Annotated in this window: 20 protein-coding genes; 10 read left to right on the plus strand and 10 right to left on the minus strand. The window is 65.6% G+C overall.

Features of this window, described 5'->3' with window-relative positions; all coding sequences use genetic code 11:
- The first annotated feature begins 107 nt into the window (after positions 1-107).
- Both ACP97_RS17590 and ACP97_RS17595 read left to right on the plus strand, forming a co-directional pair.
- Complete coding sequence (locus tag ACP97_RS17590; protein WP_049999139.1) at positions 108-716, plus strand: DUF6517 family protein; 609 nt, start codon at positions 108-110, stop codon at positions 714-716.
- Positions 713-1,648, plus strand: a complete 936-nt coding sequence (locus ACP97_RS17595) for an alpha/beta hydrolase (protein ID WP_079977703.1) — start codon at positions 713-715, stop codon at positions 1,646-1,648. Before ACP97_RS17590 ends, ACP97_RS17595 begins: the two co-directional genes overlap by 4 nt.
- A gap of 249 nt (positions 1,649-1,897) precedes the next feature.
- Here ACP97_RS17595 and ACP97_RS17600 read toward each other — a convergent pair whose 3' ends face one another.
- Positions 1,898-2,539 (minus strand): FAD-dependent oxidoreductase, encoded by a 642-nt coding sequence (locus ACP97_RS17600; protein WP_049999140.1) that lies wholly within the window; start codon positions 2,537-2,539, stop codon positions 1,898-1,900.
- 87 nt (positions 2,540-2,626) lie between these two features.
- Here ACP97_RS17600 and ACP97_RS17605 point away from each other — a divergent pair, with 87 nt between their 5' ends.
- The 3 genes from ACP97_RS17605 (at position 2,627) to ACP97_RS17615 (ending at position 6,071) form a co-directional block, all read left to right on the plus strand.
- On the plus strand, positions 2,627-4,393 hold the full coding sequence (locus tag ACP97_RS17605; RefSeq protein ID WP_049999141.1) for a 2-oxoacid:acceptor oxidoreductase subunit alpha: 1,767 nt from the start codon (positions 2,627-2,629) through the stop codon (positions 4,391-4,393).
- On the plus strand, positions 4,390-5,253 hold the full coding sequence (locus tag ACP97_RS17610; RefSeq protein WP_049999142.1) for a 2-oxoacid:ferredoxin oxidoreductase subunit beta: 864 nt from the start codon (positions 4,390-4,392) through the stop codon (positions 5,251-5,253). The genes ACP97_RS17605 and ACP97_RS17610 overlap by 4 nt, the downstream gene beginning before the upstream one ends.
- Positions 5,254-5,549: 296 nt before the next feature.
- Complete coding sequence (locus ACP97_RS17615; RefSeq protein ID WP_049999143.1) at positions 5,550-6,071, plus strand: GNAT family N-acetyltransferase; 522 nt, start codon at positions 5,550-5,552, stop codon at positions 6,069-6,071.
- A 1-nt stretch (position 6,072) separates the two neighbouring features.
- On the opposite strand, the gene ACP97_RS17620 is transcribed toward ACP97_RS17615, so the two are convergent.
- Positions 6,073-7,212 carry an acyl-CoA dehydrogenase family protein gene (locus tag ACP97_RS17620; RefSeq protein ID WP_049999144.1) on the minus strand — a complete coding sequence of 380 codons (1,140 nt, stop codon included), beginning with the start codon at positions 7,210-7,212 and terminating at the stop codon, positions 6,073-6,075.
- Between the two features lie 83 nt (positions 7,213-7,295).
- Between ACP97_RS17620 and ACP97_RS17625 the strand changes: the two genes are divergently transcribed.
- The 3 genes from ACP97_RS17625 to ACP97_RS17635 are packed head-to-tail and all read left to right on the plus strand — an operon-like array spanning position 7,296 to position 11,307.
- On the plus strand, positions 7,296-8,093 hold the full coding sequence (locus tag ACP97_RS17625; protein ID WP_049999145.1) for an RIO1 family regulatory kinase/ATPase domain-containing protein: 798 nt from the start codon (positions 7,296-7,298) through the stop codon (positions 8,091-8,093).
- Positions 8,094-8,148: 55 nt separating this feature from the next.
- Entirely contained in the window at positions 8,149-9,717 is a 1,569-nt protein-coding gene (locus tag ACP97_RS17630) for a succinic semialdehyde dehydrogenase (RefSeq protein WP_049999146.1), read from the plus strand.
- Between the two features lie 57 nt (positions 9,718-9,774).
- The gene (locus ACP97_RS17635; protein WP_049999147.1) at positions 9,775-11,307 is read left to right on the plus strand and encodes an aldehyde dehydrogenase family protein; all 1,533 of its coding nucleotides are present in this window, start codon (positions 9,775-9,777) and stop codon (positions 11,305-11,307) included.
- Between the two features lie 19 nt (positions 11,308-11,326).
- On the opposite strand, the gene ACP97_RS17640 is transcribed toward ACP97_RS17635, so the two are convergent.
- The 8 genes from ACP97_RS17640 to ACP97_RS17675 all read right to left on the minus strand — a co-directional run bounded on the left by ACP97_RS17640 (position 11,327) and on the right by ACP97_RS17675 (position 20,215).
- The gene (locus ACP97_RS17640) at positions 11,327-12,217 is read right to left on the minus strand and encodes a polysaccharide deacetylase family protein (protein WP_049999148.1); all 891 of its coding nucleotides are present in this window, start codon (positions 12,215-12,217) and stop codon (positions 11,327-11,329) included.
- The gene (gene wecB / locus ACP97_RS17645; protein ID WP_049999149.1) at positions 12,210-13,274 is read right to left on the minus strand and encodes a non-hydrolyzing UDP-N-acetylglucosamine 2-epimerase; all 1,065 of its coding nucleotides are present in this window, start codon (positions 13,272-13,274) and stop codon (positions 12,210-12,212) included. The genes ACP97_RS17640 and wecB overlap by 8 nt, the downstream gene beginning before the upstream one ends.
- Positions 13,271-14,314, minus strand: a complete 1,044-nt coding sequence (locus tag ACP97_RS17650) for a glycosyltransferase family 2 protein (RefSeq protein ID WP_049999150.1) — start codon at positions 14,312-14,314, stop codon at positions 13,271-13,273. The genes wecB and ACP97_RS17650 overlap by 4 nt, the downstream gene beginning before the upstream one ends.
- Positions 14,307-15,662, minus strand: a complete 1,356-nt coding sequence (locus ACP97_RS17655) for a nucleotide sugar dehydrogenase (RefSeq protein ID WP_049999151.1) — start codon at positions 15,660-15,662, stop codon at positions 14,307-14,309. Before ACP97_RS17655 ends, ACP97_RS17650 begins: the two co-directional genes overlap by 8 nt.
- Positions 15,659-16,633: a Gfo/Idh/MocA family protein gene (locus ACP97_RS17660; protein WP_049999152.1), complete on the minus strand. Its 975-nt coding sequence runs from the start codon at positions 16,631-16,633 to the stop codon at positions 15,659-15,661. Before ACP97_RS17660 ends, ACP97_RS17655 begins: the two co-directional genes overlap by 4 nt.
- Complete coding sequence (locus ACP97_RS17665; RefSeq protein ID WP_049999153.1) at positions 16,630-17,712, minus strand: DegT/DnrJ/EryC1/StrS family aminotransferase; 1,083 nt, start codon at positions 17,710-17,712, stop codon at positions 16,630-16,632. Before ACP97_RS17665 ends, ACP97_RS17660 begins: the two co-directional genes overlap by 4 nt.
- A complete protein-coding gene (locus ACP97_RS17670; RefSeq protein ID WP_049999154.1) occupies positions 17,709-18,299 on the minus strand; it encodes an acyltransferase in 591 nt (196 codons plus the stop codon). Before ACP97_RS17670 ends, ACP97_RS17665 begins: the two co-directional genes overlap by 4 nt.
- A gap of 344 nt (positions 18,300-18,643) precedes the next feature.
- Positions 18,644-20,215, minus strand: a complete 1,572-nt coding sequence (locus ACP97_RS17675) for an oligosaccharide flippase family protein (protein WP_049999155.1) — start codon at positions 20,213-20,215, stop codon at positions 18,644-18,646.
- 197 nt (positions 20,216-20,412) lie between these two features.
- On the opposite strand from ACP97_RS17675, the gene ACP97_RS17680 reads away from it, so the two are divergent.
- On the plus strand, positions 20,413-22,053 hold the full coding sequence (locus ACP97_RS17680) for an alkaline phosphatase family protein (RefSeq protein ID WP_049999156.1): 1,641 nt from the start codon (positions 20,413-20,415) through the stop codon (positions 22,051-22,053).
- A complete protein-coding gene (locus ACP97_RS17685) occupies positions 22,050-23,054 on the plus strand; it encodes a GNAT family N-acetyltransferase (RefSeq protein WP_049999157.1) in 1,005 nt (334 codons plus the stop codon). The genes ACP97_RS17680 and ACP97_RS17685 overlap by 4 nt, the downstream gene beginning before the upstream one ends.

Genomic DNA, 23,054 nt, shown 5'->3' on the forward strand with positions numbered 1-23,054 from the left:
AGAAATCGTATGAATACCTCAGCCGGATTCGTCCGGAGGCAGTGACGGTATAGTACACCGGGAATACGGTGGGCAACCATCTTAACCCCCGCTTGCTTTTTCCATCTATGAGCCGTTTTCACGTCGCGCTCGCGCTCGCCGCTCTCGTCGTGGTGAGCGGGTGTACGATCCCTGGTGGGTCACTCACCGCCGAGGCGAATCCCGCCTCGGTCGACGAGGGCGCACTCGATGCGACTGGGTACGCCGTCGACGAGAGCGCCACCATCGCGCTCAACGAGACCGTCGGCATCGAGGGCGAGGACCGCGAGGTGGGTGTGAAAAACCACATCGAGACGTACGCGCGAAACGGGGAGTCGGGACGGTTCGTCGTCTTCAGCACGCCGAGTCCCGATACCGATGATGGGCCGGTGAACCCGTTCGCAAAGCGCTCCGAGCGCCGCGACGTCGGACGAATGCTCGGCGAGGTGAACAACACGAGCGCGCTCGTAGTCGAGAACAGGCAGAACGTGACGATGGCCGGCCAGCGGACGGAACTCGTGACCTACGCGACGACCAATCGATCGGGTGAGACGACCACACCGGTCTTCGTCCACGTCGCCGTCGCGCAGAATGCCGGTGATGCAGTGGTCGCCGTCGGCGTCCATCCGCAGTCGGTCGACGCGGAAGGGAGCACGAAACGGCTGGTCGAGGGCGTCGAACACGGTGAGTCGGCGTGAGGGGCGATCTCGACCCGCAGGTACAGATGCTGCTCGATCTGCTGAACGACTACGACATCTCGCTGTCGGGCGACGTGACCGGATCACGACAGCAACTCGATACGATGATGGATCTCGCGGGCGACGACCCAGTGGAGGTCGGTGCAGTTTCGGATACTACCATTCCGGCCGAGGACCACGACCTGCCGGCACGGGCGTACGTGCCCGATGGCGAGGGACCGTTTCCAACTGTCGCGTTTTTCCACGGCGGCGGGTTCGTCCTCGGCAGTCTGGAGGGGTACGACAACCTCTGTCGGCTGTTGGCGCGTCGGTCCGGGTGTCTCGTGGTGTCGGTTGACTACCGGCTCGCGCCCGAGCACCCGTGGCCGGCGGCGCTCGAAGACGTCTACACGGCGACGAACTGGCTCGCAAGCAACGCCGAGCGGTTTTCCGGCGACGGCAGTCGATTGGCGGTCGCCGGCGACAGCGCGGGCGGCAACCTCGCGGCGACGGTCTCGCTGCTGGCCCGCGAGCGCGGCATGCCCGACATCGACCGGCAGATCCTGCTGTACCCGGCGACGGCGTATCTGGAGCCGATGGAGTCGCGTGCGGAGAACGCGTCGGGCTACTTCCTCACTGCCGAGGACCTGCTGTGGTTCGTCTCCCAGTACATTGAGAACGAACTCGACGCGCACAACCCGCTGGCCTTCCCGCTCGCGGCGCGCGACCTGTCCGAGCTACCGCCGGCGTTCGTCATGACCTGTGGGTTCGACCCGCTGCGCGACGAGGGGGTCGCCTACGCTGACCGTCTCCGGGAAGCCGGCATCGCAGTCGAGCACACCAACTACGAGTCGATGATTCACGGTTTCCTCAACATGGAGGGCATCGTCGACCGCACACACGACGGCATCGACGAGATCGCAGCGTATCTACACGACGAACTCGGCGAGTGAGGTGTGGCGACCGCGCGGCAGCGGTGCGGTTCCTCGGTGGATGAAGGGCGAGCGAACGAGCGGCGCGAGTGAGCGAGGGCTTCTGCGGTGCTGCACGGCGGCAAGCAGCGTCCGCGCGAGCGGAGCGAGCGCGGTTCACCGTGAGTGACCGAAGGGAGCGAGCGGGGGTTTTTGAGGAACATTTTTGCGAGGGGTTGAGCGTGAGCGAACGAAGTGAGCGAGCGCGATTCCCCGAGGTAAAAAGGTTCTTTAGCCGAAGTTCTCGACCTTCGCGCGGTCGGGGTCGCCGCCGGCGGCTTGGAGCGCGTCGGTGGCGACGTCGAGGAAGTCGGCGAAGCCGTAGACGAACACCTGCTCGTCGGGTGTGCCGGCGAGTGCGTTCTCGACCGCGTCGGTCATTGACTCCTGCTCGTCGAGGACCGTAACGGCCACCCCTGCCTCGTCGAGAGCTGCGAGGCGTTCGTCGTGGATGGGGTCGTCGTCGCGGTAGACGATGGCGCTCTCGCCGCCGTCGGCCAGCGTGCGCTCGGCGATGCCGATCGCGGGACCGACGCCCGGCCCGCCGGCGAGCACGGTAGTACGAGGTTCGTCCTCGTAGTAGGCGTTGCCGAAGGGACCGGCCACCGTCACCGTGGCACCCGGTTCGAGCGCGGCGAGTCGTGGGCCGACGTCGCCGTCGGGATCGATGCCGACGGTTATCTCGAAGGTATCCTTGACGCCGGGCGAGGAGAGGGTGTAGAAGCGCGAGACGCGCTCGCCATCGACGGCGAGCGAGAGTTTGACGAACTGACCGGGACGGGCGTCGAATCCTGCGGGGGTGTGGATGTCGAGCGCGATGGCGTCCGGGCCGACGCTGTGGACGGACTCGACCGGCGTTTCCGTTGGGTCCATGCGATTTCTCGACCCGTTTCGGACATATGGACTTCGGTCACGGTTCCGAAGCCTTTTCGTTCGCACGCCGAGTAGCGCGGCTAGCACATGCCAGACGATTTGAACTGGGCCATCGGCGGCGAGGCCGGCGACGGCATCAATTCGACGGGGAAGATCTTCGCCCAAGCGCTCTCGCGGGCGGGTCGACAGGTCTTCACCTCGAAGGATTTCGCCTCGCGCATCCGCGGCGGCTACACCGCCTACAAAGTCCGCAGCTCGACCGAGCGCGTCGAGTCGGTCGTCGACAGGCTCGACGTCCTCATCGCGCTGACACAGCGCACGGTCGAGGAGAACATGGACGAACTCCACGAGGGATCGGTCATCATCTACGACGGCGAGCGCACGATGATGGAGGACTTCGAAGCGCCCGAGGGGATGATCGACATGCCCGTCCCCTTGAAACGGCTCGCACAGGACGCCGGCGGGGCCATCATGCAGAACATCGTCGCACTCGGCGCGGCCTGCGAGGCGGCGAACTTCCCCATCGAGAACCTGGACGAGGCGCTCGAAAAGCGCTTCGGCGACAAGGGCCAGTCCATCATCGAGAACAACCAGCAAGCCGCTCGCCTCGGCGAGGAGTACGTCCAAGAGGAGTACGACCGCGAGGACTTCGGCTACGACATCGAGACCACCGACAACGATTACGTCCTCCTCAACGGCGACGAGGCCATCGGTATGGGCGCGATCGCTGCCGGCTGCCGGTTCTACTCGGGCTACCCCATTACCCCTGCGACGGACGTGATGGAGTATCTCAAGGGACGACTCGAACGGTACGGCGGCCACGTGATGCAGGCCGAGGACGAGCTTTCGGCCATCAATATGGCGCTCGGCGCGGCACGGGCCGGCGCGCGGGCGATGACCGCCACCTCGGGACCGGGCATCGACCTGATGGCCGAGACCTTCGGGTTGGTGGCGACGAGCGAGACACCGCTCGTGATCTGTGACGTGATGCGCTCGGGCCCGTCGACCGGGATGCCGACCAAGCAAGAACAGGGTGACCTCAACATGACGCTGTTCGGCGGTCACGGCGAGATTCCGCGACTGGTCGTCGCACCGACCTCGATCTCGGAGTGTTTCCACAAGACCATCGAGGCGTTCAACCTCGCCGAGAAGTATCAAACCCCTGTGTATCTGGTCGCCGACCTCGCGCTCGCGGTCACCGAACAGACGTTCTCGCCCGAGGAGTTCGACATGGATAGCGTGGAGATCGACCGTGGCAAACTCGTCGGCGAGAGCGACATCGACACGTGGTTGAACGACAAGGACCAGTTCCAGCCGCACTTCCCCGCCGCGGACGGCATCAGCCCGCGCACGCTGCCCGGGACGTCGGGCGGCGCACACATGACGACCGGACTCGAACACGACGAACTCGGCCGGCGAACCGAAGAGCAGGAGGTGCGCATCGAGCAGGTCGACAAGCGAAACCAGAAGGTCGACACCGCGAAGAGCGAGGAAGACTGGGACTACCGCGAGTTCGGGGATAGCGATTCGGAGACGCTCGTGCTCTCGTGGGGGTCGAACGAGGGCGCGATGCGCGAGGCGATGGATTTCCTTGACGAGGCGGACGTCTCAGTGCGATTCATCTCGGTGCCGTATCTGTTCCCGCGGCCCGATCTGACTGAGGAGATCGAGGCAGCCGAGGAGGTCATCGTCGTCGAGTGCAATGCGACTGGCCAGTTCGCGGACGTGATCGAACACGACAGCCTTACACGACTGAAACGGGTAAACAAGTACAACGGCGTGCGGTTCAAGGCCGACGAACTGGCCGAGCGGATCACCGAAGAACTCGACACGCCACAGGAGGTCCCCACATGAGTTCAGAGATTCGATTCACCGACTTCAAGTCGGACAAGCAACCCACATGGTGTCCCGGCTGCGGCGACTTCGGCACCATGAACGGTATGATGAAAGCGCTCGCCAACACGGGCAACGACCCCGACAACACGTTCGTGGTGGCGGGCATCGGCTGTTCGGGCAAGATCGGCACGTACATGCACAGCTACGCGCTCCACGGCGTCCACGGCCGCGCGCTCCCCGTCGGCATTGGGGTCAAGAGCGCCAACCCCAACCTCGAAGTGATGGTCTCGGGTGGCGACGGCGACGGCTACTCCATCGGCGCGGGCCACTTCGTCCACGCCGTGCGGCGCAACATGGACATGACCTACGTCGTGATGGACAACCGGATCTACGGTCTCACCAAGGGTCAGTTCTCGCCGACTTCCCGCGAGGACTTTGAGACGGCGACCTCGCCGGACGGCCCGAAGCAGGCTCCCGTCAACCCGCTCGCGCTCGCGCTCGCGGCCGACGGCACCTTCATCGCCCAGTCCTTTTCCTCGGACGCCCAGCGCCACGAGGAGATCGTCCAGCAGGCGGTCGAACACGACGGCTTCGGCTTCGTCAACGTCTACAGTCCCTGCGTGACGTTCAACGATGTTGACACCTACGACTACTTCCGCGACACTATCGTCGACGTCGAGGACGAGGACCACGACCCGACCGACCGCGACGCCGCCCGCGAGATGATTACCGACGACGAGACCGAGTATCAGGGCGTCCTCTACCAGGACGAGGACTCCGTTCCCTACAACGAGCGCCACGGTCTCACCGAGAACATGGCCGACATTCCGGACGGCGCACCCGAGGACGCGACCGACCTCGTCCGCGAGTTCTACTGAACCTTTTTACTTCGGGGAATCACTCGCTTCGCTCGTTCAACCCCTCGCAAAAAGGTTCATGAAAAACTTCCGCTCGTTCGTCTTCGACTCACTCGCGGTGAACCGCGCTCACTTCGTTCGTGCGGATACAACACTCTCCGCAAAGCACCGCCGAAGCCCTCGCTCACTCGCTCCGCTCGTTCGCTCGCCCTTCATCCGCCGAGGAACCGCGACTGCTACCGCCCCAGCGGCCGCACCGCAGCCGCCGGTAACGGGTGGCACAAAACACTGATGACGCCGGGCGAAATCCATCGAGTATGCCTGGTCCCGCATTCCTCGAAGGCGAGCAAATTACGCTCAGACCGCCCGAAAAGGAGGACGTCGAATTCCTCGCACGGAACATGAACGACCCGCGGGTGCGCCGCCCGATCGCCTCGGTCGGGCCGCTGAGTACGGACGACGAAGCCGAATGGGTCGAGGGAGCCAACGAGGAGGGTGTGTCACTGCTCATCTGCGTCGGCGACGACCCCGTGGGAACCATCGGTCTCTCGGACGTCAACGAGCTATGGGGCCGTGCGGAGATCGGCTACTGGCTCGCCCCTGATGCGTGGGGCGAGGGCTACGCGACCGAGGCGACTGAATTGCTCGTCGCGTACGGCTTCGATCAGCGCCGATTCAACAAAGTCGTCGCCCACGCCTTCGCGTTCAACGCCGCTTCGCGCCGCGTGCTCGAAAAGGTCGGCTTCGTCGAGGAGGGCGTCCACCGCAAGGAGGCATTTATCGACGGCGAATACGTCGATATCCACAGTTACGGCCTGCTGGCCGACGAGTACGAGTGACTCAGAGACCCAGTTCCCTGCCGATGACGAGGTGCTGGATTTCGGAGGTTCCCTCGCCGATTTCCATGAGCTTCGCATCACGGTAGAACCGCTGTGGCGCGAAGTCGGTGGTGTAGCCATACCCTCCCAAAACCTGCACGGCGTCCTCGGCGACTTCGCGGCTGATCTCGCTCGCGTCGAGTTTCGCCAGCGCGCTGAGTCGAGTGACGTCCTTGCCGGCGTCGTAGGTCGTCGCGGCTTTGTGGGTTAGCAGGCGCGCGCGCTCGATCTTTCGGTCCATGTCGACGATCTTGTTCCGTACGGCGTCGAACTCGGCGATGGGCTGGCCGAACTGCTCGCGCTCGGTCGCATAGGATTTCGCCGCCTCGTAGGCTCCCTGTGCCAGTCCCACCGAGAGCGCCGCGATCGAGATGCGCCCGCCATCCAGCGTCTTCTTGGTCTGATTCCACCCTTCACCCTCCGCGCCGAGCAGGCGATCCTCGGAGAGGCGCACGTCGTCGAGTTGGATTTCACACGTCGGCGAGGCGTTGAGTCCCATCTTGTCCCAGATCGTCGTGACCTCGAACCCGTCGTCGTCGGGGTCGACGATGAACGTCGAAATCCCGTCGTAACCCGCCTCGGGGTCCGTGACCGCCTTCACCAGCACCGAACCCGCCTCGCTGGCGTTCGTGATGAACTGCTTGGTGCCGTTGAGCACGTATTCGTCGCCCTCTTTTTCGGCGTGGGTGTCCATGTCGCTGGCGTCCGACCCGCTGCTGGGTTCGGTGAGCGCCCAGCCACCCATGTGTTCGCCCTCGGCGAGCGGACGGAGCCACTCCTCCTTTTGTTCGTGTGTCCCAAAGAGTTCGAGCGGCTTGGAGGCCAGCGAGACGTGGGCGGCATAGGAGAGCCCGATCGAGCCGGAGACGCGCCCGAGTTCCTCGGTCACCAAGGCGTACATGAGCTGGTCGCCACCCAATCCCCCGTACTCCTCGCTGATGGGGACGCCCATCACGTCGAGGCTTCCCAACTCCGCGAACACCTCCTCGGGAAAGCGGTGTTCGTCCTCGATCTCCTGGGCGAGCGGTTCGATTTCGGCCTCGCAGAACTCACGGACCGTATCGCGCATCATCCGATGCTCGTCGGGCAGGTCGAAATTCATACTCGTTCTACGGGTTCGGGAGGATAAAACTCCCGGCACTCTCCGGGCGCGGGAGTTTTACCCGCTCGCACCCGATTTCGGGCGTGGCAGTCCGTCGATTCGTCCGCGGTCGCATCGAGTGGCCGCGCCTCGAAGCCGTCTGTCGGGAGTTCGCGGCGCGCTACGGCGAGTCGGCCGTTCGTGTGACCTTTCTCGACGGCGACAACTGGCTCTCGACGCCCTGCGTGATCGACGAGCGCTGGTTCGTGAAGATCATCACCCCGCAGAACGCGCTGGTCCACGCGCTCTTCACCGCCGGACGGAACCTCGGCGTGTTTTCGAGCGGTCGGGAGGGGTTCTTCGAGCGCTTCGAAGGCCCCCTCGCGATGGCCGAGCACGAACTCGATGCTACCCGGCGCATCCGCGCGGTCGGCGTCAACGCGCCCGAACCCATCGAGGCGTTCGCCCACGAGGAACTCGGGGTGGTCGTGCTCGAATACCTGCCCGACTTCCGCACGCTCGCGGCCCTCTCGCCGGCAGAGATACGGACGTTCGCGCCGGCCCTGTTCGCGTCGCTCGCGCGGATGCACGATGCGGGCTTCGGCCACGGCGACCTCCGGGCCGAGAACGTCCTCGTTGCCGACGACGAGCTGTATTTCATCGACGCGACGAGCGTGCGCGCCGACGCCATCGCCGACGCGCGCTCGTACGATCTGGCCTGTGCGCTCGCGGCGCTCGAACCCGCCATCGGCGCGCGAGCGGCGGTCGATGCCGCCAATGAACAGTATGCCATCGAAGAACTACTCGCCGCCCGCGAGTTCGTCGGGTTCGTCGGCATGCGCCCCGACCACGACTTCGACGCCGCCGTGCTCCGTGGCGAGATCGAAAAGCGCGCGGCGTAGCCTGGCCGGTCATGACCGGGAACAGCTATACCCGAACGCACCCCGTCAAGACGGTATGGCAGAGACGACCACACGGCGACGGCCGGCGACGGAGTTCACGGACCTCCTCTCCCACCTTCCGCGGGACACGGAAGACCGCGAGGTGATCACCGTCGAGGCACCCTACACCGGTGCGGAACTCGGTACGGTACCCGCCCACACCGTCGCGGACGTGCGTGCGGCCACCGAGCGCGCTGCCGATGCACAGCAGTCGTGGGCCGACCGGTCGTTCGACGAGCGCGCCGAAGTGATAAAGCGGTATCACGATCTCGTCCTCGACGAACAGGACGAATTACTGGATCTCGTCCAGCGCGAGAGCGGCAAGAGCCGACGGGCCGCCTACGAGGAGGTGCTCGATATCGCCATCACGAGCCGGTACTACGCCTACCACGGCGACGAGCACATCGGATCGCGCCGGCGCGCGGGCGCGATTCCGTTCTTGACGAAGACCGTCGAACACCACCATCCGAAGGGAGTCGTCGGCATCATCTCACCGTGGAACTACCCCCTCACCCTCTCGGTGTCGGACGCGATTCCGGCGCTGCTCGCGGGCAATACCGTCGTCCTCAAGCCCGCAAAAGAAACTCCGTTCACCGCGCTGCGCGCCGTCTCGCTGCTCCGCGAAGCCGGTCTTCCAGAGGGCGTTTTGCAGGTCCTCACCGGGCGTGGCTCGGCGATCGGCACGCCGCTCATCGAGAACGTCGACTACCTGATGTTCACCGGCAGCACCGAGATTGGGAAGACGGTGGCCGAACAGGCCGGCGCGAACCTGATCGACTGCTCGATGGAACTCGGCGGGAAGAATCCCTTGCTGGTGTTCGACGACGCCGACCTCGCCAAAACTACCGAGGGTGCGGTTCGCGGTGCGTTCACCAACGCCGGCCAACTCTGTATCTCGCTCGAACGATTCTACATCCAGTCGGGTATTCGCACGGAGTTCGAGCGGCGATTCGTCGAAGCCGTCGAAGCCCTCACGCTTGGCACGAGCCTCGATTACGGACCCGACGTCGGTTCGCTGGCCTCGGCCGACCAGTTGGAAAAGGTCGAGTCGCACGTCGAAGACGCCCGCGAGAAGGGCGCGAGGGTGCTCACGGGTGGGAAGGCGCGGCCCGATGTCGGCCCGTACTTCTACGAGCCGACGGTTTTGACCGGCGTGACCGACGAGATGACCGTAGCGAGCGAGGAGACCTTCGGACCGGTGGTGTCGATCTACGAGTTCGACGAGACGAGCGAAGCCATCGCGCTGGCGAACGATTCCGAGCGCGGCCTGAACGCGAGCGTCTGGACCGAGAACTCGGAACTGGGCCAGGCCGTCGCCAAGCGCATCGAGTGTGGTACTGTCAACATCAACGAGGGCTACGTGGCGACGTGGGCCTCGACCGACGCGCCGATGGGCGGGATGAAGGAATCCGGACTGGGCCGGCGACACGGTCGCGAGGGCATCCTGAAGTACACCGATTCCCAAACGGTGGCCGAGCAGCGCCTCGCACCTATCGCCGCCCCGCCCGGCGTTCCTGAGGAACTCTACACGACGGGGATGACGGCCGCGTTGCGCGCGCTGAAGCGGATTCCCGGGCTTCGATAGGTCATCCGCGCGAACAGCGCGACGTTTTTGTACTCGGCACACGCAACATTTGCCGAGATGAGCCAGCAACTCAGCGAACCGTCCCAACACTACATCGGCGGCGAGTGGACCGACGGCCAGAGTACGGAAACGTTCGAGAGTACGAACCCGGCGACGGGCGAGACGCTCGGCGAGTTCCATCGGGGGACCGACGCCGACGTCGACCGCGCGCTCGCGGCCGCCGACGACGCCTTCGAGGAGTGGTCGTCGCTGTCGTACATCGACCGCGCGGAGTACCTCTGGGAGATCTACCATGAACTCCGCGACCGCACCGACGAACTCGGCGAGATCGTCACCAAGGAATGTGGCAAGGAGGTCTCCGAAGGTCGGGCCGACGTGGTTGAGGCCGCCCACATGGTCGAGTGGGCCGCCGCCGACGCGCGCCATCCCCACGGCGACGTCGTCCCCTCCGAAATCGCCGGCAAGGACGCCTACATGCGCCGCAAACCCCGCGGCGTCGTCGGCTGCATCTCGCCGTGGAACTTCCCAGTCGCGATTCCGTTCTGGCACATGGCCGTCACGCTGGTGGAAGGGAATACTGTGGTGTGGAAACCCGCCGAGCAGACGCCGTGGTGCGGACAGGTCATCGCCGAGATGTTCGAGCAGACGGGCATCCCCGACGGCGTCTTCAACATGGTACAGGGCTATGGCGACGCCGGCGAGGCCATCGTCGACGATGACCGCGTCGAGACCGTGCTCTTCACCGGATCGGCCGAGGTCGGTCACGAGATCGCCGGCAAGGTCGGTGGCGAACCGGGCAAGCTCGCGGCCTGTGAGATGGGCGGCAAGAACGGGATCGTCGTGACGAGCGAGGCCGACATGGAGACGGCCGTCCACTCGGCCGTGATGAGTTCGTTCAAGACGACGGGCCAGCGCTGCGTCTCCTCCGAGCGCCTCATCGTCCACGAGGACCTCTACGACGAGTTCAAGGAGCGCTTCGTCGACATCGCCGAGGACGTTGCCGTCGGCGACCCGCTGGAGGAGAATACGTTCATGGGGCCGCTCATCGAACCCGACCACAAGGAGAAGGTCACCGGCTACAACGATCTCGCACGCGAGGAGGACGTCGAGGTGCTCGTCGACCGCACGGAACTCGACGAGAGCGAGATTCCCGAGGGCCACGAGGATGGCCACTGGGTCGGGCCGTTCGTCTACGAGGCCGACCACGACGCGGACCTGCGGGTCACCCACGAGGAGGTCTTCGGCCCGCACGTCGCGCTCATGCCGTACTCGGGCGATATCGAGGAGGCAGTCGAGATCCACAACGATACCGAGTACGGGCTGGCGGGAGCCATTATCTCGGAGAACTACCACGAGATCAACTACTTCCGCGACAACGCCGAGATCGGACTCGCCTACGGCAATCTCCCGTGCATCGGCGCGGAGATCCAGTTGCCCTTCGGCGGCGTGAAGAAATCGGGCAACGGCTACCCGAGCGCGCGCGAGATCATCGAGGCCGTCACCGAGCGCACCGCGTGGACGCTCAATAACGCCGAGGGCATCCAGATGGCACAGGGTCTCTCGGCCGACATCACGACCAAAGACGACTGAGTCGGCAGTTCCTTTTTGCTCAGTCGGCGGCGTTCGCCGCCCTGTTTAGTTCCGCCACCGTGCGACCCTCTCCCACGAGTCGGTCGTAACAGTCGGCCGGCGGGCCGACCCACGCGCCCAGTTCGAGCGCGCGCTCGATGAGTCGCCGGTAGAGCGTTCGATAACCCGGGAAGTCGCCACTCAGGTAGCGTGGATGCCAAAGCACCGTCATCACGGCGTCGTTCGCGGCGGCCTCCGCGAGGAGTTCCTCGCAGGCGTTCCACGCCGTCTCGATATTCTCGTGCTGTTCGAACAGCGCGACTTCCATCAGCGTGAGCGGAAAGACGGTAAACTCGTCGTCGAACGGATGGACGAGGTCGTAGCCGTGGGTGAACCCGTAGTCGATGCTCGATCCGAGCGAACTGTCGTATTCGAGACCGATGGCACGGTGGTGGTCCCACGTTGCCGGTGCACGATTGAGGAAGTGCTGGCGACCCCCTCTCAGTCGGTGGCCGAGCACCCGTTCGACCATCCCCTTCTCTGTGGCGAGGCGTTCGCGGTCGTCGTAGGAGTCGTAGGAGCCGTGCAGGCCCACCTCCCAGCCGCCCGCATCGAGGTTCCGGATGACCTTCGCCATCCGGGGAGCCGAGACGTCGTAGCGCCCGAGGTGTTCGAGCCAGTAGCGCGGGCGCAGCCACTCTCGCGGGGAGCGATTCCACAACCCGCGCTCGGAGAGGAAATACAGCGCCGAGCGCACGCCGAAATCTTCTTCTAGTTGCATCAGCGTGTCGAACTGCCAGTAGGGATTGACGTGGGGCGAGAGCGCCCTGAGACGGGCGGGGTCGCGTTCGACCAGCGTGTCGGAAATGGCCTGATACGTCTTGTACGGGCGATCCACGTCGTGGGTGAGACAGAGCGCGAACTCAGCCATCGTGCTCTTCGAGCAGCGCGACCATCCGTTCGGCGGCGTCGCCGTCGCCGTAGAGTTCGGGCTTTTCAGGTAACGAGACCTCCCTGCCGAGTTCGCGCTCGATGGCGTCTTCGTCGGCTCCGACCAGCGTGTTCCAGCCGGCGTCGACGGTCTCGACCCACTCGGTTTCGTCACGAAGCGTCACACAGGGCGTATCGAGGAAGAACGCCTCCTTCTGGACGCCCCCCGAATCGGTGGCGACGCGTTCGGCCTCGTCGAGGAGGCGGACGAAATCGAGATAGCCCTGTGGCTCGATGAGTGTCAACTGCCGCTCGACGTCCTCGTAGAATCCGTACGTTTCGAGGCGTTCGGTCGTCCGCGGATGGATGGGAAAGACTACCTCGCGGTCGGTCTCGCCGAGCGCGCGCATGATGGTCGCCAGCCGCTCGCGGTCGTCGGTGTTGCCCGCTCGGTGGACGGTTGCGAGGACGTACTCGCCCGCGGTGAGGTTGTACTCCTCTAACACCGTCGAGTGGTCGGCGGCGCGGGTGCGCGCCCAGAGGATGGCGTCGTACATGACGTCGCCCGTGAGGTGGACGTTCTCGACGCCCTCCGTTTCGAGGTTCGTGACGCCGCGCTCGGTCGGCGCGAAGAGCAGGTCCGAGACGTGATCGGTGAGCACGCGATTTCTCTCCTCGGGCATCGAACGGTTGTAGCTGCGCAGGCCGGCCTCGACGTGGGCGAGGCGGGCGTCGGTCTTTGCGGTCACGACCGCCCCCGCGAGCGTCGAGTTCGTGTCGCCGTAGACGACGACCACGTCGGGGTCTTCGTGTGCGACCAATTCGCCGAAGCGTGTCACCATCTCGCCGGTCTGCTCGCCGTGGGTGCCCGATCCCACCCCCAAATCGTACTCGGGGGTCGGGATGGCGAGTTCCTCGAAGAACACCTCGGACATCGCCTCGCTGTAGTGCTGGCCGGTGTGGACGAGTACCTCCTCGTGGCGGCCGGTGAGCGCGCGCGAGACGGGGAAGGCTTTGATGAACTGCGGGCGCGCGCCGACGACCGAGACGACCTTCATCGTCCCTCCCGACCCACACTCTCGGGTTCGAGACCGTCGTACTGTCCGACGCGCAGTCGCTCGTTCGTCTGCAAGTCGTAGGCCATCCCGACCGCGAGCGCGATGACGCCGACGACGACCAACAGCAACGATAGCGCCCCCCTGACGAACCCGAATCCCGACCCGAGCAGGGTAACGAGGGTGAACAGCGCACCGAGGACGCCCGCGACAGTGCTACTGATACCGACGAAATAGAGCAACACGAGCGGGTGGAAGTCGTGGACCACGTAGCGCATCGTCAGCCGGCGGACGAAGTTGCGCGCGAGCAACACCGACAGCCGGGGAACGAACGTCGAGTAGCGAATCCCACTCTGTTCGTCGCCGTAGACCGCCGGATGGGAGACGTCGACCACCCGACACTGGTGGACGTTGAGCGTCGTGAGCATGTCGTTCAAAAAGCCGTAGTCGTCGTATAGCCTGTCAACGTCGATACGTGCGAGCGCGTCGCCGGCAATCGCCGTGAAGCCGTTCTGCGGGTCGCTCATCTTCCAGTAGCCACTGGAGATCTTGGTGAGATAGGTCAGCAGTGAATTACCGAAAAATCGCCAGTTCGACATTTGTTTGCGGTCGCGGTGGAGGAGACGGGTCCCTTTCGCGTAGTCGGCCCAGCCCTCGGCGACCGGTTCGACGATGCGAGCGAGCATGTCGGGGTTCATCTGTCCGTCGGCGTCCATCACCGCCACGACGTCGATACCGTCGTCGAGCGCGCGCCGATACCCGGTCTTGACCGCGCCGCCGCGACCGTGGTTGGTCTCGTGGCGAATTGGCTCGACCACGCCCCCGAAGGCCGCGCCGCCGTCGGCCAGCGTCGTGCTCTCGCCCCGAGTCCGGTTTGCGCGCTCGGCGTGGCGCTCTATTTCCGCCCACGTCCCGTCGGTCGAGCAGTCATCGACGGCATAGACGCGGTCGACGTACTTCGGAAGGGTCTCGATGACCCGTCCGACGAACGCCTCCTCGTTGTGAGCGGGGATGACGACCCCGACGCTTTTCCCGTTATACATGGCCGCTCCCTATCGTGTACACCCTGTGGGTGGTGTCCGATAAATCGAGCGTTCCGCGCCCGTCGACGACGACCAGCGGCGCGGGGAATGCCGTCCAGTCGATGCGCTCGAAGGCCTCGTGTGGCGTCACCATGACGACACCGTCTATCTCCCGGTCGGTGATCTCGTCGACCGAGACCGGTGTCGCAGCGAATTCACTGAAATCGTCGATGAGTGGGTCCGTACAGAGGACCTCCGTCCCCGCCGCGTCAAGTCCGTCGATGATGGGGCGGGCGGGCGTCGCGGCAGTCTCGGCGACGCCGGGCCGATAGGCGATTCCCAGCACGAGCACCGTCGTCTCCCCCAACTCCCGTCCTTCGGCTTCGAACTCCTCGCGGAGTTTGCGCACCGTGAACGCGGGCATGCCGTCGTTGACGTCGCGTGCGGTGTGCAACAGCGGCGCGTCCTCGGTGCGGTCGTGGGCGAGGAAGTAGGGATAGTAGGGGATGCAGTGGCCGCCGACGCCCGCGCCGGGGTCGTGGATCTCGCAGAAGGGCTGGGTGTTCGCGGTGGCGATGGCCTCGCGCACGTCGATAGCGAGGTCGTCGGTGAACCGCGCCAGTTCGTTGGCGAGGGCGATGTTCACGTCGCGGTAGACTCCTTCAAACAATTTGACTGCTTCGGCCGTCGTCGCGTCTCTGACAGTGAGCACGCCCTCCGAATTGATCTCCTCGTAGATGGTCCGTGCCGCTTTCGTACTTTTCTCGTCGACGCCACCCACCACCTTCGGGTAGGCTCCCCGGATGTCTTCGAGCGCGCGCCCGCTCGACGTGCGCTCGGGACAGAACGCGACGCCGAACTCGCCGCCCGAAACGTCGCTTTCGGCTTCGAGCAGCGGTAACACGACCTCCCGACAGGTCTTCGGCGGCACCGTACACTCGACGACCACGAGGTCGCCCGCCGAAAGTCCGGCGGCGACGTCTTCGATCACGGATTCGAGAATCGAGATGTCGGGAGCGTTCCCCGCGGCGAGTCGCGTCGGCACGATGACGACGTGGACCGCCGCCGCGTCGGCCGCCGCACGGTTGCCGGTCGCCCGCAGCGCATCCTCGGCGACCAACTGCTCGACGAGCGTGTCGAGACCGGGCTCGCCACGTACGTGGGAGTCGCCACGGTTGATGTCCTCGACGACGGCTTCGTTCGCGTCCGCACCGACGACGTTGCCACAGACCTCGGCATAGGCCGCCGCCAGCGGCAGCCCCATCTTGCCGAGTCCGTACACGCCCACGGGGATCTCCCCATCGAGAAACGCCTCGCGCGTGCGCTCGCTCTCCCTGCCATAGGGGGCGACGGACTCGGCCCGGCTCATCGCGCCTCGGCCTCCATGCGGTCGTCGGCCAGCCGGTCGATCTTGTGGGCGACCGACAGCGCGCGCAGGCCGTCCGCTGCGGTCACGAGCGGTGTTTTTCGCTCGCGGACGCAGTCGACGAACGAGGCGAGTTCTTCCTTCAACGGTTCGCCGCTGTCGACCATCGGCTGCTCGACGACGCCCTCGTGGCGGTAGTGCATGCCGCTTTTCCGCTCGACGTACTCGGGCAGCGAGTGACGGTGGATGGCGACCGAGCGGTCGATGTAGTCGACGGCGATCCAGCACTCGCGGGTCGTAATCGAGAGCTGGCGGATCTTCTTCTGGGTGACGCGGCTCGCGGTCAGGCTGGCGACGATGCCGCTCTCGAAACGCAGTTGGGCGTCGATGTAGCGGTTCTCCTCCGCACCGAGGGCGTTCACCGTTGTAACGTCCTCGTCGATGAGCGAGAGGAGGACATCGATGTCGTGGATCATCAGGTCCATCACGGCGTTGTCCGCGATGGTGCGCTCGCGCGGCGAACCGAGCCGTTGGGCGTCGACGGCGAGTATCTCCTGATCGGAGAGGATCTCCGAGACGGCCTGTACGGCCGGGTTGAACCGCTCGACGTGGCCCACTTGGACGATGACACCCTGCTCGTCGGCCAGCGCTTCGAGCGCGCGCCCCTCGCTCGGCTCGCTGACGAACGGTTTCTCGACGAGCACATCCACGTCGGCTTCGATACACTCGCGTGCGAGGCTCGCGTGATGGGCGGTCGGCACGGCGATCGAGACCGCCTCGGCGCGGTCGAGCAGCTCTCCCTTTGCGAGCGCCGCCGTGTCGTGGCTCGCGGCGACCTCGGACGCGCGCTCGGCGTCGACGTCGGCGACCCCGACGAGTTCGACGCCGGGCAGTTCGGCGTAGACACGCGCGTGGTTCTGGCCCATACTACCGACGCCGACGACGCCGGCCCGTATCGGCTCCGTACGACTCATCCAACCACCTCCGGGGCGATAGCGTTCACGATATCCCCGACGTCCGACGGCGAGAGGTTTGGATGTACCGGTAGCGAGAGCACTTCACGGCTCGCGCGCTCGGCGACCGGCAGCGACCGATCGACGCCGCTGTAGGCGGGCTGCTCGTGTATCGGGATCGGGTAGTACACCCCCGTGCCGATCTCCGCCGTGTCGAGGTGCGCTTCGAGCGCGTCACGGTTCTCGGTGCGCACGGTATACTGGTGATAGACGTGTTTTCGACCGTCGGGTTCGACGGGCGTCGCCAGCGCGTCGGGCAGTTCGGCCGTGAGTCGCTCGGCGTTCGCGCGCCGGGCCTCGTTATAACTAGGTAGGCGGTCGAGTTGGACGCGCCCGATGGCCGCGAGCACGCTCGTCATCCGGTAGTTCTGACCCACTCCACGGTGTTCGTAGGCCGGTCCGTCTGCGCTGCGGCCGTGGTTCGCGAAACTCGCCGCGCGCTCGGCGACTTCGTCACTATCGGTCACGACCATCCCGCCCTCGCCGGTGGTCATGTTCTTCGTGGGGTAGAACGAAAAACAGGCCGCGTCGCCGAACGTGCCGACGTGCTCGCCGTCGAACGCCGCGCCGTGGGCCTGTGCGGCGTCCTCGATCACGAGGAGATCGTGTTTGTCGGCGATCTCTCTCAACTGGTCCATCGCGGCCGGCAGTCCGTAGAGATGGACGGGCATGACGGCGTCGACATCTCGTTCGCGGACGATGTCCTCGACGGCATGTGGGTCGATATTGTAGGTTCGAGGGTCGATGTCGGCGAAGACGACCTCTGCGCCAGCCAGACGGACGGCGTTCGCGCTGGCGATCATCGAAAACGGCGTCGTCACGACTGTGTCGCCCGGCCCGAGACCGAGCGCCTCGCACGCCGTGTGGAGGGCGGTCGTTCCGTTCGTGGTCGCCACCCCGTGGGTGGCCCCACAGAAGTCGGCGAACTCCTCCTCGAAGGCGCGCACCTCGGGGCCGTCGGCGAGTTGGCCGCTGTCGAGGACCGCCTCGACGCGCTCTTTCTCGCGCGCGCCGAGTTCGGGGTCGGCTATCGGTATCATAGCTCGTTTTCCCCCGTGAGGTCCTCGGGCAGCGGTTCGTGACTGGCGGGGACGCCGACCGCCAGCGTCTCCGGAGGTACGTCCTCGGTGACGACCGCGCCGGCGGCGACGAACGCACCCGTTCCGACCGTGACGTCCGGCAGCAGCGTCGCGTTCGCACCGACCGAGACGCCGTCGTCGAGCGTCGGCCCAGTGAGAGGGGCCTCGCGCCGGACGGGATAGGGGTCGTTCGTGAGTACCGCCCGCGGCCCGACGAACACCTGATCGCCGATCGTCGTCTGTGTGGGGATGTACACCCCCGTCTGGAGGCTCACGTGCGAGCCGATGGTCGATGAACCGTCGATGGTGGTATCGGTTCCGACGAGAACGTCGTCGCCGATGGTCGTGTCCTCACGGACCAGGGCGTTGTGACCGGTGGTGAAGCCGTCGCCGATCGTGGTGTCGGCATAGACGATGGTGCCGGCCCGAATCGTCGCGTCGTCACCGATGTCGGCGGGCGGGGCGTCGGCGTCGTGGATGTAGCCGACGGTCGCGTCGTCGTCGATACGATTACTCGCGCCGACGCGAGCGCGTGTCTCGGTGCTCATCGGGCGACCCTCTGGTGTCCGTCGACGGGTCGCCCCGGTATCTGCCACCGGAACTCGGGACTGGACGGCTGTCTCGGTGACGTCCTCTTCGATGGCTGTATTGGTTGGGTGGTGTGTTCGGTCATTCGGTGGAGGTGGGTGTATCAGGGCGCTTGAATGACTGGTCGTGTTCGGTCTCGTTGAGGTACACTCCGTTCTCACATATGTGTTTTCCCATCCGACGAAAGCGAAGGAGCGGTTCCGGCGACGAACCCGCTGTTTTCGATAGCGTGGGACGCGCGCGAGACGAGCAATCTTCGGCTGCGTTCGAGGGCGAGTGAAGTGAGGGGAGTGGCGCTCGTTGGTCACGACCGTCCGCCCGACGGGTCACGGCGACGCGAAGGAATGTAGCGACGGATAAGCGGCACCCGAACGCCGAGGCGGTCCTCGACGAGTTCGAGCGGGATCTCGTCTTCGGGTTGGAGACAACCGGTGACAGCGACCAGCGCCACCGAGACGAGGCCCGTGATGACGGCGAACACCGGCAGCGTGAGTACCGAAAGCGTCACGACGCGCGACAGCGCGAGTGCCGGCGGGAACAGCGCGACCGGGAGCAACAGGAAGGTCCGGGCGGTCAGCCGTGAGAACGGCGAGATGCCCGAGAGCCGCCAGAGCACCACCATTGCGATGGCGTTGAGCGAGAAAAAGGACAGCGCCGAGGCCGCCGCCGCGCCGATGACACCGTAGGTTGGCACCAACACGACGTTGAGCGCGATGTTGAGGACGGCGGCGGCGGTGTTCACGGCGAGGATGTAGCCAGTATAGCCAAAGGCCGAGAGCGTGTCCTGACACCGGCCGTTGGCCGCGCTCGAAAAGAAGCCGACCGAGAGAATCGCCAGTGCCGCCGCCGAGCGTGGGTCGCCGACGCCGAAGACGATCCCGACGACGTCGCCCGAGAAGGCGACGAACGTCAGAAACAGCGGGAAGGCAGCGATATATATCCATTTCGTGGTTATCTTGTAGATGCGGTCGACCTCCGACCGGTTGCTGTCGTCGTCGAGGCGCGAGGCCAGTGGAAGGTAGAGGAAACCGAACACCGAGAGGATCACGGGCAGGCCGGCCGCGAGCGGGTAGCCGTAGTTGTAGATGCCGGCGGCGTTCGGATCTGCCGCGAGCGCGCCGAGCATCAGCTTGTCGACCTGCGAGAGGATCGACGAGACCGCCGAGGCGACCACGAGCGGGAAGGAAAACCGGACCATCGCGCCCGCGTGCGTCCGGATGGGCCCCCGGAGCGAGAGCAATCGGTCGAGAAGGACGTGCGCGACGGCGAAGGCGACCACGCCAGCAACGATATAGGCGTAGCCCGCCGCGAGCACACCCATCCCTGCGCCGAACAGCAGGACGAGCAGGATACCGACGCGAAGGCCGTTGTAGAGCAAGTCGTAGGCGTAGGTCCGGTAGATGGTGTTCTCGTGACCGCGGATCGCTCCGACGGCGATGCGTAGCCCGACGACGAACGGGATCGCCACCGCAAAGAGCGTGACCAACAGCGGCGGCGCGTCGGTACCGAAGAACACCCGCATGACCCAGCCCCGACCGGCGACGAGCGCTCCGGCGAACCCGATCCCCACGACGCCGGCGATGGTGATGCCCGTCACCCAGACGCCGCGGACGTCGCGCTCGTCGTCGAAACGCGACATGAAGCGGGGAATCCCCTCGTTGAAGCCGACGAGCGCGATGGTCGTGCTGAGCATCAGTATCGAAAACCCCTTGCTGAAGGCGTCGAACGCCGGTTGGGAGAGCACGCGACCGAGCAGCACCTGCTCGAACAGCTTCGAGAACGAGCCGAACAGGCTGCCGACGAGCACGAGGCTCGCACTCGACACCAGCGACGAGAGGTCCGATTCCTCGGTCGCCGACGACTGCTCACCCGCCATTCAGGATTCGGTCGGTGGTCGTCGATGACGGTCGTGGCGACCGTTCCTGGCGCGACGCGCGGGCTGTGCGGAAGAACTCATCACGTTCGTTCGACTCCAGCACCGGGCAACAGCCTTTCGTTCTCCGACTGTCCCGTCGAGCGCTCATCACGCATCGGTAGATTCACGGCCGCCGCACCGACAACCACCGACAACGAATGGACGACGAACGTCCCGACACGGGAATGGAGACGCTGCTCGTCGGGCTGGATGCGGCCTGCGGGCCGGTGTTCGACCGCCTCGAAAAACGCGGGGCCGAGCTGCCGGCGCTCGAAGGAATCCTCGCCAACGGCACGAGCGGCCCGCTCGAATCGCAGGTCCCGCCGTGGACCGCGAGCGCGTGGCCCTCGCTCTACACGGGGACGAACCCCGGCAACCACGGCGTCTTCGGCTTTCTCGACTACGATGGCTACGACTGGGACGTAGTGAACGCGACCGACGTGCGCGAGCACGCGCTCTGGGAACTGCTCGACGAGGAGGGAAAATCGTCCGTCGTCGTCAACGTGCCAGTCACCGCCCCTCCAGGGGAGTTCGACGGCGCGCTGATCCCGGGCTACGTCGCGCCCGATTCCCCGACCTGCCATCCCGACGGACTGCTCGCCGACGTCCGCGAGGAACTCGGCGCGTACCGGGTCTATCCGCGCCACACCGGCGGCGAGGAGACGAGCATCGAGGCAAAGATCGACGAGTACCGAACGGTGACACGGATGCGTGGCGAGGCGTTTCGCTATCTCGCCGAGCGCTTCTCGCCGGAGTTCGGTTTCGTCCAGTTCCAGACGACGGACACCGTCTTCCACGAGTGTCCCGGCGATTTCGCCGCCCTCCAGGCGGTCTACGAGGCCGTCGACGAGCAGATCGGTGAAATCATCGACGTCTGTGATCCCGATACGATCGTGGTCGCCAGCGACCACGGTATCGGGAAGTACAGCGGCTACGACGTGCGAGTGAACTCCCTCTTGCGCGACGAGGGCTACGTCGAGACGGCCCGCGGCGGCGGGATGCCGTCGTGGGACGTGCTCCGTGACGAGCAGTTCTTCGACGACGAAGGGAGCGAGAGCGGCACTGACGCGCTGCTCGAACGGGCGATGGGTGGTCTGGCGCGCGTGGGCATCACGAGCCAGCGGCTCAACGGCGCCCTCGAACGTCTCGGACTCGCCGAGTTCGTCGTCGCCCACGCCCCGAAGGCGATGGTCCGTGCCGGTACTGAACGAGTCGATTTCCCCGCCTCGACGGCCTACGCCCGCTCGCACATCGAGTGTGGCGTTCGGCTGAACGTGGCCGGACGCGATCCAGAGGGTGTTGTCCCGGCCGACGAATACGAGGAGGTTCGAGAGACGCTCATCGATCTCCTCGCCGCCCTCGAAACGCCCGACGGAAAGCCGGCGTTCGACGACGTGGCCCCGCGCGAGGACTACTTCCACGGGCCGGAGGCGGATCGCGCGGTCGATATCGTGCTCGTCCCGCGCGCGTTCGACCAGTTCCTCTCGACGCAGTTGCGCGGGGAAACCTTTGGTCCGCCGACCGAACCCTACAACCACAAACGCGACGGCATGGTCGCCGCGACGGGCGCGGGTATCGATAGCGACGGGTCGCTCGCGGACGCACATCTGTTCGACGTCGCGCCGACGGTGCTGGCGTCGCTCGGGTTGCCGCACGGCGAGCACATGGACGGTGAGGTACTGGATATCGTCGACTCGGCCGGCGAGCGGGCCTATCCCGACTACGACGGGCGGGCACGCGAGACGACCGACGAGCAGGCAGTCGAAGAGCGACTCTCGGATCTGGGGTACATGGAATGAGCATCGAGATACGCAGCGCGACCGACGACGATCTGGACAAGTGGAACAGTTATGTAGAGCGCTCGCCGCAGTCGAACCCGTTCCATCTGCGGGGAAGTCTCGCGGCGCTCGCGGCACACGCCGACGCCGATTTACATCCTCTGATCGGGTTCAAGGGCCAGGAACCGGTGGGGATCTTCCCCATCTTCGCCGTCGAGCGACTGGGGATTTCGATGGCCTTCTCGCCGCCGCCCGATCTCCTAGTCTCCTATCTCGGGCCGGCGCTGCTGAACATGGGGAAACTGAAGCAGCGAAAGCGCGAGCGCCGCCACCAGCGGTTCGTCGACGGCTGCATCGAATGGATCGACGAGCAGCTCGCCCCACGCTACACTCACGTCCGCAGCGACTATCGGTACACGGACCTCCGCCCGCTCGAATGGAACGGGCTGGCGGCGTCGCTTGGCCACACGTACACCGTGGATCTCTCGGTCGGTGCGGACGAGCTGTTGGGACGCTTCAGTAGCGACGCGCGGAGCAACGTCCGTGACGGGGTTCCTGAAAACTGCACCATCGAAGAGGGCGGCGAGCGGGCGATCCGGCGCATCGTCACCCAGGTCTATCGCCGGTACGAGGCACAGAACAAGTCCTACGGCGTCACGCCGGGGTTCGTCCTCGACCTGCGCGAGCGCCTGCCGGAGGGCTGCCTGCGCGCGTACGTCTGCCGCGTCGACGGCCGTTTCGCTGGCGGGATGATAACCCTCGAGGACGAGGGGACGATCCACCGCTGGCAAGGCGGCGCGAAACACGACGCCGAGATTCCCGTCAACGACCACGTGGACTGGCAGATCATGCGCGACGCGATAGAACGCGACATCGATTCGTACGATCTCGTGGGAGCGGACTCACGCCGCCTCAACGAGTACAAGGCGAAGTTCGATCCCGACCTCAGAACGTATCACGAGGCCGAGCGCGCCGGCCCGGCCATGCGCCTCGTGCGGGCAGCCTACCTGTACCTTCGCTGA

The organism is Halococcus sediminicola, assembly GCF_000755245.1.
In the GTDB taxonomy this organism is placed as follows: Archaea; Halobacteriota; Halobacteria; order Halobacteriales; family Halococcaceae; genus Halococcus; species Halococcus sediminicola.

Bases quoted from the DNA above. Each gene is read 5' to 3' on its own strand.
- ACP97_RS17685 (WP_049999157.1), top strand. From the start codon at position 22,050: ATGAGCATCGAGATACGCAGCGCGACCGACGACGATCTGGACAAGTGG.
- ACP97_RS17640 (WP_049999148.1), bottom strand. From the start codon at position 12,217: ATGGCTGAGTTCGCGCTCTGTCTCACCCACGACGTGGATCGCCCGTAC.
- ACP97_RS17650 (WP_049999150.1), bottom strand. From the start codon at position 14,314: ATGTATAACGGGAAAAGCGTCGGGGTCGTCATCCCCGCTCACAACGAG.
- ACP97_RS17665 (WP_049999153.1), bottom strand. From the start codon at position 17,712: ATGATACCGATAGCCGACCCCGAACTCGGCGCGCGCGAGAAAGAGCGC.
- ACP97_RS17610 (WP_049999142.1), top strand. From the start codon at position 4,390: ATGAGTTCAGAGATTCGATTCACCGACTTCAAGTCGGACAAGCAACCC.
- ACP97_RS17590 (WP_049999139.1), top strand. From the start codon at position 108: ATGAGCCGTTTTCACGTCGCGCTCGCGCTCGCCGCTCTCGTCGTGGTG.
- ACP97_RS17620 (WP_049999144.1), bottom strand. From the start codon at position 7,212: ATGAATTTCGACCTGCCCGACGAGCATCGGATGATGCGCGATACGGTC.
- ACP97_RS17680 (WP_049999156.1), top strand. From the start codon at position 20,413: ATGGACGACGAACGTCCCGACACGGGAATGGAGACGCTGCTCGTCGGG.
- ACP97_RS17605 (WP_049999141.1), top strand. From the start codon at position 2,627: ATGCCAGACGATTTGAACTGGGCCATCGGCGGCGAGGCCGGCGACGGC.
- ACP97_RS17655 (WP_049999151.1), bottom strand. From the start codon at position 15,662: ATGAGCCGGGCCGAGTCCGTCGCCCCCTATGGCAGGGAGAGCGAGCGC.
- ACP97_RS17600 (WP_049999140.1), bottom strand. From the start codon at position 2,539: ATGGACCCAACGGAAACGCCGGTCGAGTCCGTCCACAGCGTCGGCCCG.
- wecB (WP_049999149.1), bottom strand. From the start codon at position 13,274: ATGAAGGTCGTCTCGGTCGTCGGCGCGCGCCCGCAGTTCATCAAAGCC.
- ACP97_RS17670 (WP_049999154.1), bottom strand. From the start codon at position 18,299: ATGAGCACCGAGACACGCGCTCGCGTCGGCGCGAGTAATCGTATCGAC.
- ACP97_RS17660 (WP_049999152.1), bottom strand. From the start codon at position 16,633: ATGAGTCGTACGGAGCCGATACGGGCCGGCGTCGTCGGCGTCGGTAGT.
- ACP97_RS17675 (WP_049999155.1), bottom strand. From the start codon at position 20,215: ATGGCGGGTGAGCAGTCGTCGGCGACCGAGGAATCGGACCTCTCGTCG.
- ACP97_RS17615 (WP_049999143.1), top strand. From the start codon at position 5,550: ATGCCTGGTCCCGCATTCCTCGAAGGCGAGCAAATTACGCTCAGACCG.
- ACP97_RS17635 (WP_049999147.1), top strand. From the start codon at position 9,775: ATGAGCCAGCAACTCAGCGAACCGTCCCAACACTACATCGGCGGCGAG.
- ACP97_RS17630 (WP_049999146.1), top strand. From the start codon at position 8,149: ATGGCAGAGACGACCACACGGCGACGGCCGGCGACGGAGTTCACGGAC.